This window comes from uncultured Campylobacter sp. (genome assembly GCF_937980635.1).
In the GTDB taxonomy this organism is placed as follows: Bacteria; Campylobacterota; Campylobacteria; order Campylobacterales; family Campylobacteraceae; genus Campylobacter_B.
In genome coordinates this window covers 19236-36354 of the sequence record NZ_CALJPG010000018.1, presented here as the reverse complement: position 1 = coordinate 36354, position 17119 = coordinate 19236, and the positions used below count along the sequence as shown (strand labels likewise).

Here is a 17119-nt window from a genome sequence, read left to right as displayed (position 1 = left end):
AAATTCTAAAATTCTAAAATTCTAAAATTCTAAAATTCTAAAATTCTAAAATTCTAAAATTCTGTCTGCAAGGTTTTCCGCCAAAATACTACACAGCAAAATTCCGCGTTTAAAATTGCAAAAATTTACGCAGCAAATTCTGCGCACCAAGCTTATCCCACATAAGAATTTTCGCGTTATAAGCTTGACGCTAAAATTCCTTGAGCTAAAACTAAAGTCTGAGAAATTTTAAAATCCGTGCAGCCGCTTGATCTCTGCGCTAATCGGCTTTTTTTGGCCTGATTTGGTCACGCTTACGTAGGTTGCGATCGCGCTGGTTACGTGCAGACACTCGCGAAATCCGTCCTCGCCCAGCCGCAATGCTGCGACCTCGATCTGCACGCGGATAGAGGTATTTCCCACGCTTAGGACTTTTGCGTAGCAGCTGATGACATCGCCGATAAATACGGGCTGCTTGAAAGTTACCTCCTGCATCGAGATCGTCACGACCCGCTCGGGCGCTATCTCGCGCGCCGCCGTCGCGCCCGCTAAATCGATCTGCGCTAGTATCCAGCCGCCGAAAATATTGCCCGAGCTATTCGTATCCTTAGGCAGCGCTACGACCTTGATGCGCGGCTCGCCGAAATCGTCTAAGTTTAAATCGCTCATTTTTACTCCTTAAATTTAAAAATCTCGCATTTTAACCGCGCAAATTTAACACTTTTTCGATACAATCGGCAGAAATCTATGCCGAAATTTTAAAATTTTAAGCGGATGTGAGGATAGAATTTTGCTCGCGAAGCAGACACATTCCGCTCGTAAAAAGACGATAAAACGACAAAAAGGATACGCGATGAATGATTTTGCAAAACTTAGCGAGATGGCAGCGAGCGCTAAGGCGCGACTAAACGCCCTCTACGACGAGCCGCACGCCGAGCTGATCACGCGCGGGCTGGAGATCTGCGGCTTTGAGCCTAGCGATACTGCGCGCATCGCCGTACTGCGCCGCATCGTGGATCTCAAAGAGGATCCGCTACTGCAAGAATTTCGCCGCTTAGGCTACGATGAGGCGCAGCAGCGCGAGCTAAAGAGCAAAATGTACGATTTCACGCGCGAAATACACGAGAGCATGCACGCAGCTCTTATCGCCGAGGCAGGCGCGCAGGGGATTTTGCAGCCGTTTTATCTGGAGCTTTTAAAGGGCGTGCACCGCATCGGGCTCGTACTAAGCGATATGCAAAAAAGCTGGCAAGCCCTAATCATCGAAGGCGCGAACAAGCGCTGGGAAAAGGAATTTAGCTCGCTTGCGCAGGCGAAGGAATTTTTGCTGCAAGAGGAGCTGTTTATGCGCACGCCTCACGGCGAGGTCTGCGAGCGCTGCTACGGCGCAATAGTGCAGCGCGACGGTAAATTCCAAATGGCGCCCTACGCCGTGGCATTTGCGGATGAGACGGCGAAGCTGCAGAGCGAATTTAGCGATCTTTTGGAGCGCCTTGTAACGCTAGCAGAAGATGAGAGTGAGCTAGCTTACGTCGCGTATCTGTCCAAGCTCAAGCAGGCCTTTTGTGAGAGGGACGCTAGCGCGGTGATCGGCGCGTGGCGGGATGCGGAGATAGCGTGGATGGATATAAAAACGCCGCTTCAGATCGGCCATCCGCTTGAATACTACGAGGATGCCTACACGCACGCAGTTGCGCTGGAATGGGACGTCAGGCTTGCAGGCGCGTACGAGTTCAGCGCGGAGGAATTTAAAGCGCGTGTAAGCAAGAGCTTTGAGCGTGCGTATGAAAAAATCGGCGCAAAGGGTGCCGTCATGCACTCGCTCGTGCTCTCAAACATCGCCAAAACTCAGCTTTACGTTTGCGCGCCGCTGATCTACTACGGCGCCGATCTGAACGGGCTCTTTTCAGCGCAGGTCGTACCCAACGACGAGTTTGTAAGCACCAACTGCGGTAAGAAAATTTTTGCCTTCGTAAATTTCGTCTATGAAAGCGCCAAGGCTAGACCTTTTATGCGGCTAAGCGGCGAAATTTTTACTCTCGATTATCTAAATTTCGGGCGCGAAATTTTATTTAAAAAGCCGCGAATTTGGCGCCGCGTCTACGAAATATCGACGATCGGACATGAGTTCGGGCACATATTTTTCATCGACGCCGACACCGAGGCGCGCATGAACCGCTCGGGGCTTTTTAAGCTCATCGAGGAGTACAAGGCGACCACCGGCGGGCTCGTGAGCTTCTTTTTACACGAGGAGGAGGAGTTTTGCCTGCCGGTGCTGGACGAGCTGATCCGCCGCGCCGTGGGCCTTATCGCGTGGCAGCGAGTGGAGGAGCTAAAGCCCTACTACTGCGAGGCTTTGATACATCTGAGCTTGCTTTTCGCATCGGGCGTTTTGAAATTTGAGCGCGGGCGGCTGGCGGTTAAATTTGACCGCGCAGGCTATGAGAGCTTCAAAGCCGCGTGCTTGCAAAACTACGAGGAGCTGGCGCGGCTTTATTGCGATAAAAAGGACGCGGCGGAATTTTTATCGCGCTTTGCGGAGCTTAGCGACGGCGTGTATCTGCCGCGCGAGGCGCAGGTGCGGGAGTTTGTGGAGTTTTACTACTCGCGCTACGAAGCGATCGGCAACGAAACCGATCCTAGCAATGAACGAGCAAAGTGGCTTAACTAAAACCAGTACAGACGATAATTAAAATTTTAAACAATCAAAGGAGAAAAATGGAATTAGGCTTAAAAAATAAAAAGGTTTTGATTACCGGCTCGACTAAGGGCATCGGTAAGGCTATCGCGGCAGAATTCGCTCGCGAGGGCGCGAACGTCGTGATAAACGGCAGAAGCGAAGCGGATGTGCAAAGAGTAGTAAGCGAACTAGCGGCTAAATTTAAAGACGCCTGCGTAGAAGGTATCGCTGCCGACATCGCAAAAGAAGCGGATAGCGAGGCGATGTTTAAGAAGCTGCCGACGGTCGATATCCTCGTAAACAATATGGGAATTTTTGAGCCTATGGAGTATTTTGACATCACGGATGAAATTTGGGAGAAATTTTTCCGCGTAAACGTGATGTCGGGCAACGCGCTATGTAAATTTTATCTTCCCGGTATGCTAAAGAGGGATTTTGGCAGGATAGTTTTCATCGCGAGCGAGGAGGCGTTGATGCCATCGGGGCAAATGCCGCAATACAGCATGACAAAGACGATGAATTTATCCTTGGCAAAAAGCCTCTCAAAGCTAACTAAAGGCACCAACGTCACCGTAAATACCGTATAATGCCCAGCTCCACGCTAACTGAGGGTGTTGAGGAGATGCTAGAAAATATGTATAAAAATAGCTCCGTACCCAAAAGCGAGCGCGAGAAGGATTTTATGAAAAATCATCGCCCGCTTTCGCAAATCCAAAGGTTCATCCGCCCAGAAGAGATCGGACGCTTCGTCGCTTTCGTCGCAAGCCCCTACTCATTGTCCTTTTCGGGCGCGGCGCTTAGGTTTGACGGCGGACTAGTACCTACGATATTTTAATTTTCCTCGCGCAGCTTTTGTAATTTAACCTACTTGCGCTAATTTTTGGAATTTTGCTCGTGGGGATTTTTGATTTATCTTTACCTACGCAACGCTCTAGCTGTACGATCTGCGTCCGTATTAAATTTTAAAATTCCTCGCCGCAAAATTCTAAATTTAGTAGTAGAATTCCGCATTAGAGAAATTATAAAATTCTATTCGCAGACTATGCGCGGAGTTCTTTCGGGATTTTAAAATTCCGCGGAATTTTAAAGGGAAAGCATGAGATATTTTAAAAATTTACTTTCGGATTTAAGAAGCGGCAGGCTCGCGCTGCATCCGATTTTGCTCGCGGCAATGTTTTGTGTAATAAGAATATCGGGGCTTTATCTGGTAAGTGAGAAGCTTCAAGACTACCATGATTTAGATATATTGGAATGGTTTTCTATTTGTTTACTTTACGATTTTACGCAATGCGTTTGCTTTGTGGTGATAAGTGCACATTTTGCTTTTGTCGCAGGGTACTCAAACAAAAATAATCAAAACATAAACGATGATAACGCCAACAATTAAGCTCTCGGGTTACAACGCCTAGCAATATTGCGCGCTACTTTATACTCATTTATTTTTATTGCGTGTGTGGTAGGATATCTTACCGCGGATATAAACTACCAAAAATTAAATGTCTTGAATTATTTTTTACCCGCCATGCTAACAAGCGCTCTCATATATTTAATTGCAATCCAAAACTTCATGCCAGTGGCATGGTTTGATATCAATACGGCAAACTATGCAGAAATATTTTCAGTACTCTTGCGCTGGGCTAGCGTGGTGTTAGCGATAGGTTTAGCGCTAATATGGCCGCCAGCTTTGTCATCTTATTTTAGATACGCCTACAAAAAGCGCCTAGCAGAGGAGATGCGCGAGGCGTAACGGCGAACTAAGCGTAAAATTTCAGCTAAAATTTTACGCCGTCAGCCGCAGCTTAAATTTAGCCTAGGCGTAGCCTGCACCACTTAAAGCGTCGTCGGAAGCTAGGTGGGCTTGTGGGCGAGCATAGCAGTGCGGTGCTGCGGAGGCGGCGCCCGCGAGAAGTGTGACCTCGCAATAGGAGCCCCTTCCCGCCCCAAAGAAATATACCAGAATAAATACCCAGAAAATCTAATATGGCAAAATTTAACTTATTAAGGTTTAAGTCTTTTGAAATTTTATCGGTATAGGTTAGCGCCTGTGCGCATATCATACATAGCTCGTAAGGGTGACGCTCAGAGTTGCGAGGAATTTTTCACCTCTATGGCTTTTTAAAATTTTGCTCCGTTCGCGCGATGCTAGCGATGCGGACTGCGTCCGAGCATTTTTATTTAACGGCTTGCGTTACATACTTTGATTTTAAAATTCCTCGCTGCAAAATTCTAAATTTAGTAGTAGAATTTCGCATTGGGGAATTATAAAATTCTATTAGCAGACTATGCGCGGAGTTCTTTCGAGATTTTAGAATTCCGCGGAATTTTAAGGGGAAAGCATGAGATATTTTAAAAATTTACTCTCTGATTTAAGAAGCGGCAGTCTTGCGCTACATCCGATTTTGCTCGCGGCGACGTTTTGTGTAGTGAAGTTTTCGTGGCCTAGGCTAATAGGCAATGTAGGCGAAAGTGATGTACTCGGCAGCTTCATATTTATGGACTTCATTCAATGTGCGTGTTTCATAGCGTTGGGGGCGCATCTTGTCTATGTGGCGGGGCGCGGCAGCAAAAACAGGCAAAGCGGTAGCTGCGAAAACAGCGACTATGAAGGCGCGATACAACCCCGCGGACTGCGATATTTAGCCATGCTACGCGCTATCTTATGCACCCTATGTATCATCGCGTGCGTAGTGGGCTATCTTAGCGCGGATATAGACCATCAAAAATTAGGCGTTTTGAATTGGTTTTTTTCGACCGTGCTAGCAAGCGCTTTCATATATTTGATTGCGATCTGGATCGTTACGATCGGCTCCGAAGTGCTAATTTGGGGTATTATTTTCGTGATAAGCTATGTGGCTGCTTACTATGCAGTTTGCATAGGATTTTTTACCATTCCTGTAGAGTATGGCGGGTTTGCATTTTGGAAAGGGCTGGAGATAATATTTCCGCTAATTTGGGCGTTTTATTTCAAGCGCGCCTACAAAAAGCGCCTAGTAGAGGAGATGCACGAGGCGTAACGGCGAACTAAGCGCAGAATTTTAGCCAAAATTTTGCCGCCAATCACAGCTTAAATTTAGCCCAGGCGTAGCCTGCACCGCTAGCGTCGCGCGGGTGGGGGTTGGTAAGGGGGCACCCCGCTAACTCTGAGCGCCGCCCCCTTACGAATATTGCGCATAATGCACCCAGACGCTAAGTTATATCCATGAAATTTTATAGAAACTTACAAAATAAAATTTATCACCAAATTCACAGCCCGTGAAATTTATGCCGTAATTTCTATTTCTCTCAGGGCGGGAAGGGGGCTTGAATTGCGAGGTCGCTCCCCTTCCCGCCCCAAACCCCACCTAACCCCCGACGACGCTTTATAAGGGGCGAGCTACGCTCGCGTTAAATTTAAACTGCGGACTGTGTCCGCGCTGTATTCTCTATTGCGGCTCACGTCGCATGAAATTTCAGCGAAAAGCCAAGTTACAAATTCCGCGGCGAAATTTTACGTTAAAAGCATCCGTGCTTTTGCAAACCTCGGCGAAGGCATAGATGAAATGGGGCGAATTTCGCATCGTTCGCGTTCGCGTATGAAGCGAAAAGGCCTTCTAGCCTAAGTCTAAAGTGATACGACTGTTGAGCCGAAGCCCCCTTCTGCTGGCGTGCCGTCGCGAAAGTCCTTGACGCTTGGGTGCGATTTTAAAAACTCCTTGACCGCGAACGCGAGCTTGCCCGTGCCGATGCCGTGCTTTACGATGATCTCATCAAAGCCCATCACGAGGCTTTGGCTGATGAATTTATCAAGCCTGCTGATCGCTTCCTCGGCGCGCAAGCCGTGCAAATCGAGCACAAGTGACGCGGAGGCGGGCTTTTGCATCTTGATGCTGATATTTTTTGCGGGCGCGGGCGCCGCACCGATGCGTTTTAGCTCGCTAAGCGGCACGCGCAGCCTGATGCCGTCGCTTAGCACCAGCGCCTGGGTTTTACTGAGCGATAAAATTTCGCCCTTGATCTTTCCGTATTTTACGCGATCGCCCACCTTGAAGCTTTGCGGCTCCGGCGCGCTAAATTCGGGCTGCTGCACGGCCCGTGCGAGCTCGTTTGCGCGGTTTATGGCGCGCTGCTTTTCGCGCACGTCGCTTAGGCTCACGCTGCGTTTGGCCTCCGAAATGGCACGGTAGTATTCGTTTTGCAGCCTTGAAAGCTCGGCTCTCAGCTCGCTTTGCGCGCGCTCGCGCTGATCTTTTAGCGCTTCGCTCAGCGCGTTTAATTTCTCCTCTTTTTGCTGCATCTGGGCTAGCTTTTGTTTTAGCTCAAGCTCCAAATTTATCGCTTTTGAGATCGCTTCGTTCAGATTTTCCTTGTTTTCACCGTAGTTTTTGCGCGCCGCGGCGATCAAATTTTGCGCTATGCCGTAGCGCAGCGCGGTTTCAAAGGCGTAGGATTTGCCGATCGTGCCCTTTAAAAACTCATATTTCGGCGCGCTGTTTTTCTCGTCGTAAAGCGCCGCCAGCAGCTCCACGCGCGGATCTTTCGCCAGCAGCATCGCTAGGCGCTTGTGATGCGTGGTGATGATCATCTTCACATCGCCGCTTATCAGCTGCTCGATCATTGCGCCGTATAGGCTCGCAGCCTCCTCAAAATCGGTACCCAGCTCGATCTCATCGACGCCGATTAGAATTTCTTTGCGCCCGAACAGCTTGCTAAAGGCAACCATCCTGCCCGCAAAGGTCGAGATGTCGTTTTTGGAGTTTTGCGGATCCTCCATTATGAGCTCGAACTCCTTAAAGGTGCCGATGCGGCTGCCGCTTGCGCGAATAGGCATCGGAAGGAGGTATTTGGCTAGCAGCGCCGCGCTTAGAATGCTTTTTAAAAGCATCGATTTTCCGCCCGCATTCACGCCGGTAATGAGTAAAATTTTGCCGTTAAATTCCACGCTCACGCGCTTTGGATTTTTAAGCGCGGGGTGGGCGAAGCTATCTAGGATGATGTCGCGCGAGGGCTCAGGCAGGATGAACTCATAATCGCTCGCTCTTGCCATTGCAGCGCGCGCAATCAGCGCATCGATCTGATCGAAGGCGGCGTTTATAAATTTTAAAAAGGCTAAGTTTTTATTAAAAACTGCGCTGATCTGCTTGCAGTGCTCGAATACGATCTGCTCTTTTTTATCCAAGATCGCGCTTTGAGCGGACTTCAGAGCCGAGATCGCATCGGGCAGCACGTAAAAATAGCCTCCGCTTGAGCGCGCCACGACGCTGCCTTTTAGCACATGATTAAAGCCGCCGCGCACCAGCAGAGCCTCGGTGTCGCTTATGTAGTGGATCTGCGTGTCGGCGAGATAGGGCGAAAGGGCTTTGGAATAGATCAGCCTTTTTAGCGTCTGCTCGATCTCATCACGCTTTATCTTAAACGCCTCGTTTAGCGCGCCGAAGCGCTCGTCTATGGCGTCGCGAAAGCCGCCCTGATCGTCGAAATAATCCTTTAATTGCGCGATAGGCTCAGGAATTTCGATCTTGGCAAGCCAAGCGGCGAGTTTGCCCTCAAAAGGCTGTTTTTTGAGGTACAGAAAATATCGGACGATCTTGCTAAACTCGTAAATTTCGCTGATATGAAGCACGCCGTGCTTTGAGATACGCATCAGCGCGTCGTCTAGGTTCGCGACGCTCTCGCACTGCGCCAGATCAAATTTCGTAAGCTCTGAAATTTTTTCAAAATTTAGCTTACTATCGCCGCTTAAAAACAGCGGCTTTTCGCGCGCCAAAAAGCTTTTAAATTTGGCTAGATACTCGCTCAAATCGAGGCGCGTAAAGAGTTCGTCACTGATCATAAACGCACTCTTTGATCTTGTAGGTTTTGCCTTTAAACTCTGCGCCTGCGCTTTTTTTGGCGATGAAAGCGCCCAGCGAAAAGGAGTAGGTGAAGCTCTCTCGCGTTACGATCTGCGCGGAGCCTTGCTCTTTGTCTGCGGCGAAATTTTGCACAGTTTTAGAATTTTGCGCTGTAGGGCCTTGCATAGAATTTTGCTCGGCTGCGTTAAAATTCTGCGCTGAGCCTTGGGGATTAGAGGTTTGCGTGTCGTCTCGTTGCGCGGAATTTTGTGAGACAGCGCTTCGCATACCTTCTTGGCGTGCGGAATTTTGCGGCGTGCGATTCTGCGTATCGTTCTGCTGCGTAGAATTTTGCGAAGTAGGGCTTTGTGCGGAATTTTGTCCGCCCGAGACGGCGCCGTTTATTTGCGCGACCGAAGCCTGCTCGTTCGTTTGAGCGGTTGAGCTTTGCGCGGCAGAAGCGGTCTTGTCCTGCGCGTTTAAATTTGCTTCGCCGGCTTGCACGCCCAAATTTTTCGCATCCGCGCCGTGTTTTTCGAGAGAGGAATTTGCCGCGCCGCGCGTTTCAGAAGCGAAATTTATCGCGCCACCGCATCTTAATCTGGCGCCTGCGTTAAATTTAAAAACCATCTCCTCCTCAAGCTTGGCGGAGCGCTCGCTCGCGCTTTCATAAAGATACGCCCCCGCGCACAGCAGCACGATAAGCGCCGTGGCGATGATTTTAGCCCTTTTGCTTAAAATCTCGTCCCGCACGAAAAAGATCGCCGCGATAAATAAAAACGCGAAAATAAACACCAAAAATCTCAAATTTTATCCTTGCCCGCCCGTAGCGGAATCTGTCTCATAAATTCGGCGAGAGCTTTCAAGCTTAAAATTCTCCGCGCAGCTGATAGGTGATGTCGCCCGCGCCAAATCCGATCACGAGCCCGTCGTTTATGATGTGGCGGACGCCGAAAATATCGCTAAATTCTATCCGCTCGCCGTTTCTAAAGACCCGCTCGGTAAAAAGTGCCCCAAGCCCTTTAAATTCCTCTTTTAGATCGATGCCGTTACTTGGCTCGCCCGCGGCGTAAACGGGTAGCACCACGAGCTCTTCTACGCCCGCAAAGCACTCTTTAAAGGCGTTTAAATTCGCCTTAAGCCTGCTGAAGCGGTGCGGCTGAAAGATCGCCGTGATCTTGCTGAGCCCTAGCAGGCTAGCGTATTCGCGCGCGCTTTGCAGTGTCGCTCTGATCTCGGTAGGGTGGTGGCCGTAGTCGTCGATGAGCACGAAGTTTGGGGTGGCGCACAGGATGTCGAAGCGCTTTTTGATCCCTTTGTAATTTAGTAAATTTTTGCGGATCTGCTCTAGCCCCGTCTCGCACGCCGCGGCTAGGATCGCTAGCGACGCATCAATCGCGATGTGCCTTCCGAGCCCGTAAACCTCGAAGCGTCCGAGCTCTTTTAGATTAAAGCTCATAAACGGCTGATGATCGCGCAGTAGCACCTTTAGATCCGTTATGTCGCGCGAAGGAAATAGCTTGATACAGCCGAGCTTTATCGAGCTTAAAAACTCATCCTCGGCGTTTATCACGCGGATCTTCGCGCGCTCCAAAAAGCCGCGATACGCCGCGTGAAATTTATCCAAATCGTTGTCGTAATGATCCATATGCTCGGGCTCGGCGTTGGTAACGACTGCGACGTAGGGGTTGGAATTTAAAAAGCTCGAATCGCTCTCGTCGGCTTCGAAGATGATGTTTTCGCTATTTTCATATTTCATATTCGAGCCGAACTGCTTGGAGATCGCGCCTATGATGACCGAGCCGTCTATCAGCGCCGAGGTTATCGCGCTCGTGGTACTTTTGCCGTGCGCGCCGGCGACTGCGAAGACGCGCTTGTCTTTTAGCACGAATGGCAGGGCCTCCTTGCGCGAGAGGCAGACGATCCCCTTTTTGCGCGCGGCTTGTAGCTCGACATTGTCCTCTTTGATCGCAGCAGAGTAGATGACGATCTCCTGATCCTTTATCGCCGAAGCGTCGTGCGGCGTGATGATCTCCATGCCGCTAGCTCTTAGCTTGTAGGTCGTCTCGCTCTCTTTGATATCCGAGCCTGAGATGATAAAATTTTTCTCGTGTAAAAATCTCGCTAATGCGGAGATGCCTATGCCGCCGATGCCGATAAAATGAACCTTTTTCACCTTTGTCCTTAAATATTATAATAGATAATTACGTTTAAATTTTTAAATCCCGCGCCGGCGAAATTTGAAAATTTAAACCATTCCGCGCCTTGAAATTCGCCTTTAAATTTTACGAGCTCGCGACGTCGTGCAACCCCGTCTCGCTACTTTCAAAATCCGCTTTTAAAATTTAGCGCTCGAAATTTGCCGTTTAGAATTTCGCCTTTTAAAATTTGAGCGCTCGAAATTCCGCGCTTAAAACTCCGCTTTGAAACGGAAGCGCTTAAAATTTTTACGCGTCAACGCCGTTAAAACCTCGCGGTGGGCGAGACGCCATTTGCCGCCGCGCCTGCCGCATCGCTTCGCGCACCAAAGCCGCGTAAATTTTATAAATTTCATCGCGTTCATCGCACGTCCACTATTTAAATTTAACGCCTGAAATTTCGCCATTTGGGCTCCGCGGCAAAACCTATTCGCCGCTTTGCGTTTTAAATTTAGCCCATAAATTTACCCGCATAAATTTAAAATTTCGTCGAAATTTTAAATATCGGTGCGCCCGTTGATCGCCTTTATTAGCGAGAGCATATCGACGTTGTCTAAGCTTACGCCCGTAGGCACGCCCTGAGCGAGCTTGGTAAATTTCAAACCCAGATCCGCGAGCTTGTCTTCGACGTAAAGCATTATGCCGTCGGAGTTGATGCCCGGCGTCAGTGCAAATATCAGCTCGCTCGCGCCGTTTTGCTCCACCATGGCGCGCAGCGCCGCGATCTTATCTTCGTCAGCGGCGTCTAGCACGAAGTAGCGGCCGTTGTAAATTTTATTGCCCTCTAAAATAAAGATATCTTTTGGGTTTTCGACGATGCAAATTTTATCGCTTTCGCGCTCCTCGTCGGCGCAGTATTCGCAGATCTCGCCCTCGCATACCGCACCACAGATGCGGCATCTGTGCAGTCCGCGCACCGCCTCTTCGATATTGTGCGCTAAATTTAGCCCTAGGAAGGAATTTTGCACGCTTACGTAGTAGGCAAAGCGCAGGGCGGATTTTTTGCCCACGCCCGGAAGCTTTTCAAAGCTTGCGACGAGCTCTTCGAACCTGTCTGTGCCGCTCATATGGCGCCCTTCGGCGAAAATACTATCGAGAAGTAGTGAGTGCCGTCGCTGTAATTGTACTCGAAGCGGAATTTATGCAGCTCGCAAATTTTATCGATGATGTAGAGTCCAAGCCCCATGCCGGTAGCTTTCTCGTCTTTATTTCTGATAAAAGCCTGCTTGTAGTGTTCGAATGACTTCGCAAGCGCTGCGCCGCGGTTGGCGACGCTTACTTTGTTTTCATCGCAGATGATGCGGACTTTTTTATCGCTGGAGTATTTTAGGGCATTGTCGATCAAATTTTTAATCGCCAGCGCAAATAGCCCGAAATCCACGTTTATCACCGCGTCGCACTCGATATCCGTGCTAATGAGCTCATCCCAGTTATCGAGCATCGACATGTCTTTGACCTGCTCTAAAATGAGGCTGAAATGATAATCCTGATAATTTAGCGAGTAGCTTTTTGAGAGCAGTTGCTCGATTTTGGCAAACTCGTTGATTAAAATTTCAAGCCGCTCGAAGACATTGACGAGCCGTTCTTTTTGCGTTTCGTCATCGAGCATTTCGGTGATGAGCCTGCCCTTGCCGATCGGGGTTTTAAGCTCATGCATGATGGTGCGTAAAAATAGCTGGCGCGAGCGGATCAGCTCTTGAATTTTAGCGATTGCGTTGTTAAATTCCTGCGCGACCTGCCCGATTTCGTCCTCGCTATGCGTGGCGGCTAAATTTACGTCCAAGTTGCCCTGGGCGAATTTTTTGATATTTTTGCTTAGTTTTTTTAGCGGCGTAAAACTTCGCACGATCGATAAATAAAGCGAGATCAAAACTGCCATCGTAAGCAGAAACCCGACCCAGAGCGGATCGTTTAAATTCTTCGTGCCGAGGCTTTCGAAAACCACGACGAAAGAGTTGTTTTTTATATTTAAAAACAGCGAATTATTATACTCGACCGAGCTAAACTCGCCAATAGAAGTGTCTTGGACGAAAAAAATTTTACCACTCGTGATGATGTTTTGGATGATATTTTTGTCTTTTACAAGCTCCAAGCCATAGCTGGAGAAGTAGCGCTCAATATCGCTGGGAGGGGCATTACGCTTGTATAGCTCAAGTAGATTATTGACCGCGTTTATTTGATTAGCCTGCATGCTGCCTAGAGCTCTATTCATCTGCATCCGTGCGAACGTGATAAAAAGCACGCAGACTAAGATGATCGCGATTACAAAAAAAACCGAAATTTTGGTGATTAAGGAGTGCTTCATCCGATGAGCTTGTAGCCGATACCGCGAACCGAAAAGATATGCTTAGGTGCTTTGGAACTGTCGCCTATTTTGGTGCGTAAGCGTCCGATGATGACATCTAAGCTCTTTGAATCCTTATCTTTTAGGCTCTTGCAATGGTATACGAGCTGCTCGCGAGATACCGAAAAGCTATGCTGCTTGATTAGGTATTCTAAAATTTCATACTCCGCAGGCGTTAGCACTAGCGATTCCTCGCCGAAGTAAATTTCATGGCGCTTGTCGTCGATACGAAATACGCTATCCGTGGCGGTTTCTTCCTTCTCGCTAGCTTTTTTATAGCGGCGGATGAGGCTCATGATGCGTGCGTGCATCTCTTTTGGATCATAAGGCTTGGGTAGATAATCGTCCGCGCCGATCTGAAGGCCTACGACGCGATCGCTCACGTCGCTTCTAGCAGAGCTTATGATGATCGGGATATCGTATTTCTCGCGGATCTCTTTGCAGACTTCAAGTCCGTCCATCCCCGGAAGCGTAAGATCCAAAATCAGCAGATCGTAGTTTTTGATCCCAGCGCTAATGCCCAGATACGGGTCTTCGAAGTTTGTAACTTGGATGTTAAATTTAGCCAGATATTCGGTTAGAAGCTGTGCGAACTCGCTGTCGTCTTCTATCATCAATACATTTATCATTTTTTATCCTTTGCATCGTTGATTTGAAATTTTAAATATTGCATTATACATAAAAATAGTTAAGTCTTAACTTGAGTTTTATTAAATTTAGATAAAATTGCCCCTTTTGTTATAGCTTAAGGAGAATTTCGTGGAAGAAGATTATTATGAAATTTTAGGCGTGGCGCGCGATGCGGACGCCGAGACGATAAAAAAGGCGTTTCGAAAGCTCGCTTTGGAATTCCATCCCGACCGCAACCAAGGCGACAAGGAGTCGGAGGAGAAATTTAAAAAGATCAACGAAGCGTATCAAATTTTAAGCGACGATCAAAAGCGCAGGATGTATGATCGCTACGGCAAAGAGGGCATCAGCGGCGCATACGGCGGCGCGAGCGGCGGAGGATTTGATTTTAGCTCTATTTTCGGCGATTTTTTCGAGCAAGCATTCAGTGGAGGCGGTCGTTCACGCCCTAGCGATCCATACGGCATAGATACCGAACTAGCCGTAACGCTGGAGTTTAAAGAGGCTTTAGAGGGCGTTCACAAGGAGATAAAATACAAGATCAAAAAGCCGTGCTCCGCCTGCGACGCTACCGGCTCGAAGGACAAAAAAAGACACACCTGCTCCGCTTGCGGCGGCACCGGGCGCGTCGCGGTCAGGCGCGGATATATGAGCTTTATCCAAAGCTGCTCCGCTTGCGGCGGCACGGGTGAGATCGTAAAAGACAGGTGTAAGGATTGCGGCGGCAGGGGCTTTACCGAAGAGGACGTGAGCCTTAAATTTGACATTCCTGCAGGCATAGACGACGGACAGCGCGTGCGCCTAAGCGGCAAAGGCAACGTCTCCAAAACCGGCGAGATCGGGGATCTGTACGTGATAGTGCGCGTTAAGGAAGACAGCCACTTCCTGCGCGACGGAGACGACCTGTATATCGAGGTGCCGGTATTTTTCACGCAGGCGATCTTGGGCGAGAGCATAGAGGTGCCGACGCCGCGCGGCAAGGCAGAGCTGAAGCTCAAAGTAGGCACGAAGGACAAGCAGCGCTTCACGATCTACGGCGAGGGCGCGCCGAATATCCGCACCAAGAAAAACGGCGATCTGATCGTGCAGGTAAACGTCCAGACGCCTAAAAAATTGAATGAGAAGCAAGAGGCGCTTTTGCGCGAGCTTCAAGAAAGCTTCGGCAGCAAGGGCGGAGACGACGAGGGGATACTCGATAAGATCAAGAATTTTTTCAAGTAAATTGCCTTGATTTGCCTTGATCTGTTTTGAGCGGTGGTCTTGCGGTTTTATTCACCAAAGTACGGGATTTTCGCTTGGAATCTCGCTAAGAGTTTGGATGTAATTTCGGTGTAAATTTCGTGTCATTATTTGGATAAAATTTAATTAGCATTTAATATTATTTAAATTTAAAGATTCTTAATATTAGTAAAGCAAATTAAAATTTTTTATAATTAAGAGGTAGGATGATGTTAAAACAAATTTTAAATGTAGCGTTAGCATATGTTGGGGTTATTGTCGGTGCTGGATTATCGTCCGGTCAGGATCTGATGCAATATTTCGTCAGTTTTGGCAAATGGGGTATTCTTGGAGCCGTTATTCTTGGTATCCTCAATGCCGTCTTTGGTAAAATCATTATTACATTCGGTAGTTATTTTAGATCCAATGATCACTTTGAAGTTCTTTCACAAATTGCTGGATCTATCACTAATAAAATTCTTGATATTTCTTTAATTATTTGCTGTTTTGTGGTAGGTTTTGTCATGATTGCCGGGGCTGGATCAAATCTTAATCAGCAATTTGGCATGCCATTCTGGTCAGGAGCACTCCTATGTGCCGTATTGATAATCCTTGTTAGCTTTCTTAATTTTGAAAAAATCACGAATGTGATCGGAATATTTACGCCTATTATTTTTATCATGATTATGATTATGGCAGTGTATACCTTTGCAAGTCAACGCTTTGATTTTAAAGAATTAGAAACAATTGCAAATACAATCTCTACTCCAATGCCAAATATCTGGTTTTCTGTTCTGAATTATTTTTCGCTCTGCGTTATGACAGGTGTATCAATGGCTTTTGTATTAGGGGGATCCATTATGAGGATTGGTGTAGCAGAAAAAGGTGGTACTTTGGGTGGATTTATAATCGGTATTATCATCACAGTTACAACCTGTATCTTATATGCAAATGTAAAACTTGCAACGACTGTTGATATTCCTATGTTGGCTATTGCCAAACAGATTCACCCTGCATTTGCGTTTGTGTATGCACTTGTTATCTTCGGCTTGATCTTTAATACTGCTTTCAGTTTATTCTATGCCTTAGCAAAACGTTTCTCATCTAATCAATCAAAACGTTTTTATCCAATTATGATTGGCACCGTAGTTGTAGGGTATATATTATCCTTTATGGGCTTTAAAAAATTAGTATCGATTATGTATCCAATTCTAGGTTATATTGGTTTTATAATGTTGATGGTATTACTAATTGGGTGGATCAAAGAGAGGTCAAATATTAGAGATGAGAAGTTTTTGCGTCGCAAGATGATTCGGTTGATCACAAAAAAATATGATGATGAACAGGAATATACGAAGGCAGATAAAGAAAAATTTCAGAAGCTGGGTGAGGATTCAATAGTTGATACTAAAAGTATTAAAAGCGATATCAAAGATCTTGTCAAAGAGCAGTTCACTGATGATAACAAATAAATAAAGTTCAAAAAAATAAAGAAAGAACGATTATTTGAATTGGTTGAATTTTAAAGGGCGGTAAAGGATTTCGCTTGAAATAAAAAGAGCTCGGAAAACCTTGATTAGCCTAATTTAATATAATGATTTTAAAAAGATTAAATCAAACATATTTTCTGTTCTTTATCGTAAAAATTTCAAAATAAAAGCAACTATGAATTTAAAAAGGACGAAAATGGATCGTAAAAACGAACCTGCGAATTTCAGATCCGCAGATGATGGGATGTTTGCGTTTTTATCGAGCTTGGGCGATCGCTGGCGGGTGAGCGAGGGCGGAGTGAAATTTATAGAGGAAAATTTCGCCCTCATCGGCTCCAAGCCCGTCTTGCGGGATTTAAAAGATTACGCGACCGCGGACTGCCTGAGCTTTGCTGATGCTAAGAGCTTCATAGACGCAAACCCCGTGGCAAAAGAGAGGATTTTAGGCGGCGAAATCTGCTATCTGGGCGATAGTTTAACGAGCGCCGAGGTTAAATTTGCGCCCGAATATTTTTACGATTTTTTAAAATTTATAATGGAGCAGGTCCCAGAACACCATTATTTTTTCAGCCCTACCGCGCGCTGGCTTCTGTTGGTTGCCATGGAGAAATACGTGGAATTTGCGGCTTTAGATTAGCGTTTGGATCCGCGAAAATTTGCGAAATTTCGCCGCCTGTGCCGCGCAAATTCGGACCGGGCTACGGCCTGCTACAGCGTGGGGCGGAAGAGGGGTGAAGGATCGGTTGAAATTTATCGACTGTAAAAATTGT

At 47.3% G+C, this 17119-nt stretch carries 16 protein-coding genes; 8 read left to right on the top strand and 8 right to left on the bottom strand.

Going from position 1 to position 17119, the window contains the following annotated elements:
• Positions 1–228: 228 nt before the first annotated feature.
• Complete coding sequence (locus Q0460_RS03765) at positions 229–648, bottom strand: acyl-CoA thioesterase (protein ID WP_295153100.1); 420 nt, start codon at positions 646–648, stop codon at positions 229–231.
• Between the two features lie 184 nt (positions 649–832).
• Between Q0460_RS03765 and ciaB the strand changes: the two genes are divergently transcribed.
• The 5 genes from ciaB to Q0460_RS03740 all read left to right on the top strand — a co-directional run bounded on the left by ciaB (position 833) and on the right by Q0460_RS03740 (position 5673).
• Positions 833–2650, top strand: coding sequence for an invasion protein CiaB (gene ciaB / locus Q0460_RS03760; RefSeq protein WP_299085057.1), 1818 nt, complete (start codon positions 833–835; stop codon positions 2648–2650).
• A gap of 47 nt (positions 2651–2697) precedes the next feature.
• Positions 2698–3246, top strand: a complete 549-nt coding sequence (locus Q0460_RS03755; protein ID WP_299085054.1) for an SDR family NAD(P)-dependent oxidoreductase — start codon at positions 2698–2700, stop codon at positions 3244–3246.
• A 35-nt stretch (positions 3247–3281) separates the two neighbouring features.
• A complete protein-coding gene (locus tag Q0460_RS03750) occupies positions 3282–3494 on the top strand; it encodes a hypothetical protein (protein WP_299085051.1) in 213 nt (70 codons plus the stop codon).
• 261 nt (positions 3495–3755) lie between these two features.
• Positions 3756–4046, top strand: a complete 291-nt coding sequence (locus Q0460_RS03745) for a hypothetical protein (protein ID WP_299085048.1) — start codon at positions 3756–3758, stop codon at positions 4044–4046.
• A gap of 949 nt (positions 4047–4995) precedes the next feature.
• Positions 4996–5673: a hypothetical protein gene (locus Q0460_RS03740; protein WP_299085045.1), complete on the top strand. Its 678-nt coding sequence runs from the start codon at positions 4996–4998 to the stop codon at positions 5671–5673.
• A 587-nt stretch (positions 5674–6260) separates the two neighbouring features.
• Here the strand turns inward: Q0460_RS03740 and Q0460_RS03735 are convergent.
• The 7 genes from Q0460_RS03735 to Q0460_RS03705 form a co-directional block, all read right to left on the bottom strand.
• The gene (locus tag Q0460_RS03735) at positions 6261–8468 is read right to left on the bottom strand and encodes an endonuclease MutS2 (protein ID WP_299085043.1); all 2208 of its coding nucleotides are present in this window, start codon (positions 8466–8468) and stop codon (positions 6261–6263) included.
• A complete protein-coding gene (locus tag Q0460_RS03730) occupies positions 8458–9276 on the bottom strand; it encodes a hypothetical protein (RefSeq protein WP_299085041.1) in 819 nt (272 codons plus the stop codon). Before Q0460_RS03730 ends, Q0460_RS03735 begins: the two co-directional genes overlap by 11 nt.
• A 61-nt stretch (positions 9277–9337) precedes the next feature.
• Entirely contained in the window at positions 9338–10645 is a 1308-nt protein-coding gene (gene murC, locus Q0460_RS03725; protein WP_299085040.1) for a UDP-N-acetylmuramate--L-alanine ligase, read from the bottom strand.
• A gap of 234 nt (positions 10646–10879) precedes the next feature.
• Entirely contained in the window at positions 10880–11074 is a 195-nt protein-coding gene (locus Q0460_RS03720; protein ID WP_299085037.1) for a hypothetical protein, read from the bottom strand.
• A 90-nt stretch (positions 11075–11164) separates the two neighbouring features.
• The gene (recR, locus tag Q0460_RS03715) at positions 11165–11734 is read right to left on the bottom strand and encodes a recombination mediator RecR (protein ID WP_299085034.1); all 570 of its coding nucleotides are present in this window, start codon (positions 11732–11734) and stop codon (positions 11165–11167) included.
• Positions 11731–12972, bottom strand: coding sequence for an ArsS family sensor histidine kinase (locus tag Q0460_RS03710; protein WP_295153002.1), 1242 nt, complete (start codon positions 12970–12972; stop codon positions 11731–11733). Before Q0460_RS03710 ends, recR begins: the two co-directional genes overlap by 4 nt.
• Positions 12969–13640 (bottom strand): response regulator transcription factor, encoded by a 672-nt coding sequence (locus Q0460_RS03705; RefSeq protein ID WP_005870149.1) that lies wholly within the window; start codon positions 13638–13640, stop codon positions 12969–12971. The genes Q0460_RS03710 and Q0460_RS03705 overlap by 4 nt, the downstream gene beginning before the upstream one ends.
• Positions 13641–13770: 130 nt before the next feature.
• On the opposite strand from Q0460_RS03705, the gene dnaJ reads away from it, so the two are divergent.
• The 3 genes from dnaJ to Q0460_RS03690 all read left to right on the top strand — a co-directional run bounded on the left by dnaJ (position 13771) and on the right by Q0460_RS03690 (position 16986).
• Positions 13771–14862 (top strand): molecular chaperone DnaJ, encoded by a 1092-nt coding sequence (gene dnaJ, locus Q0460_RS03700; RefSeq protein ID WP_299085030.1) that lies wholly within the window; start codon positions 13771–13773, stop codon positions 14860–14862.
• 227 nt (positions 14863–15089) lie between these two features.
• Complete coding sequence (locus Q0460_RS03695) at positions 15090–16331, top strand: hypothetical protein (protein WP_299085028.1); 1242 nt, start codon at positions 15090–15092, stop codon at positions 16329–16331.
• Positions 16332–16545: 214 nt separating this feature from the next.
• A complete protein-coding gene (locus Q0460_RS03690) occupies positions 16546–16986 on the top strand; it encodes a hypothetical protein (protein ID WP_299085025.1) in 441 nt (146 codons plus the stop codon).
• Positions 16987–17119 lie beyond the last annotated feature (133 nt).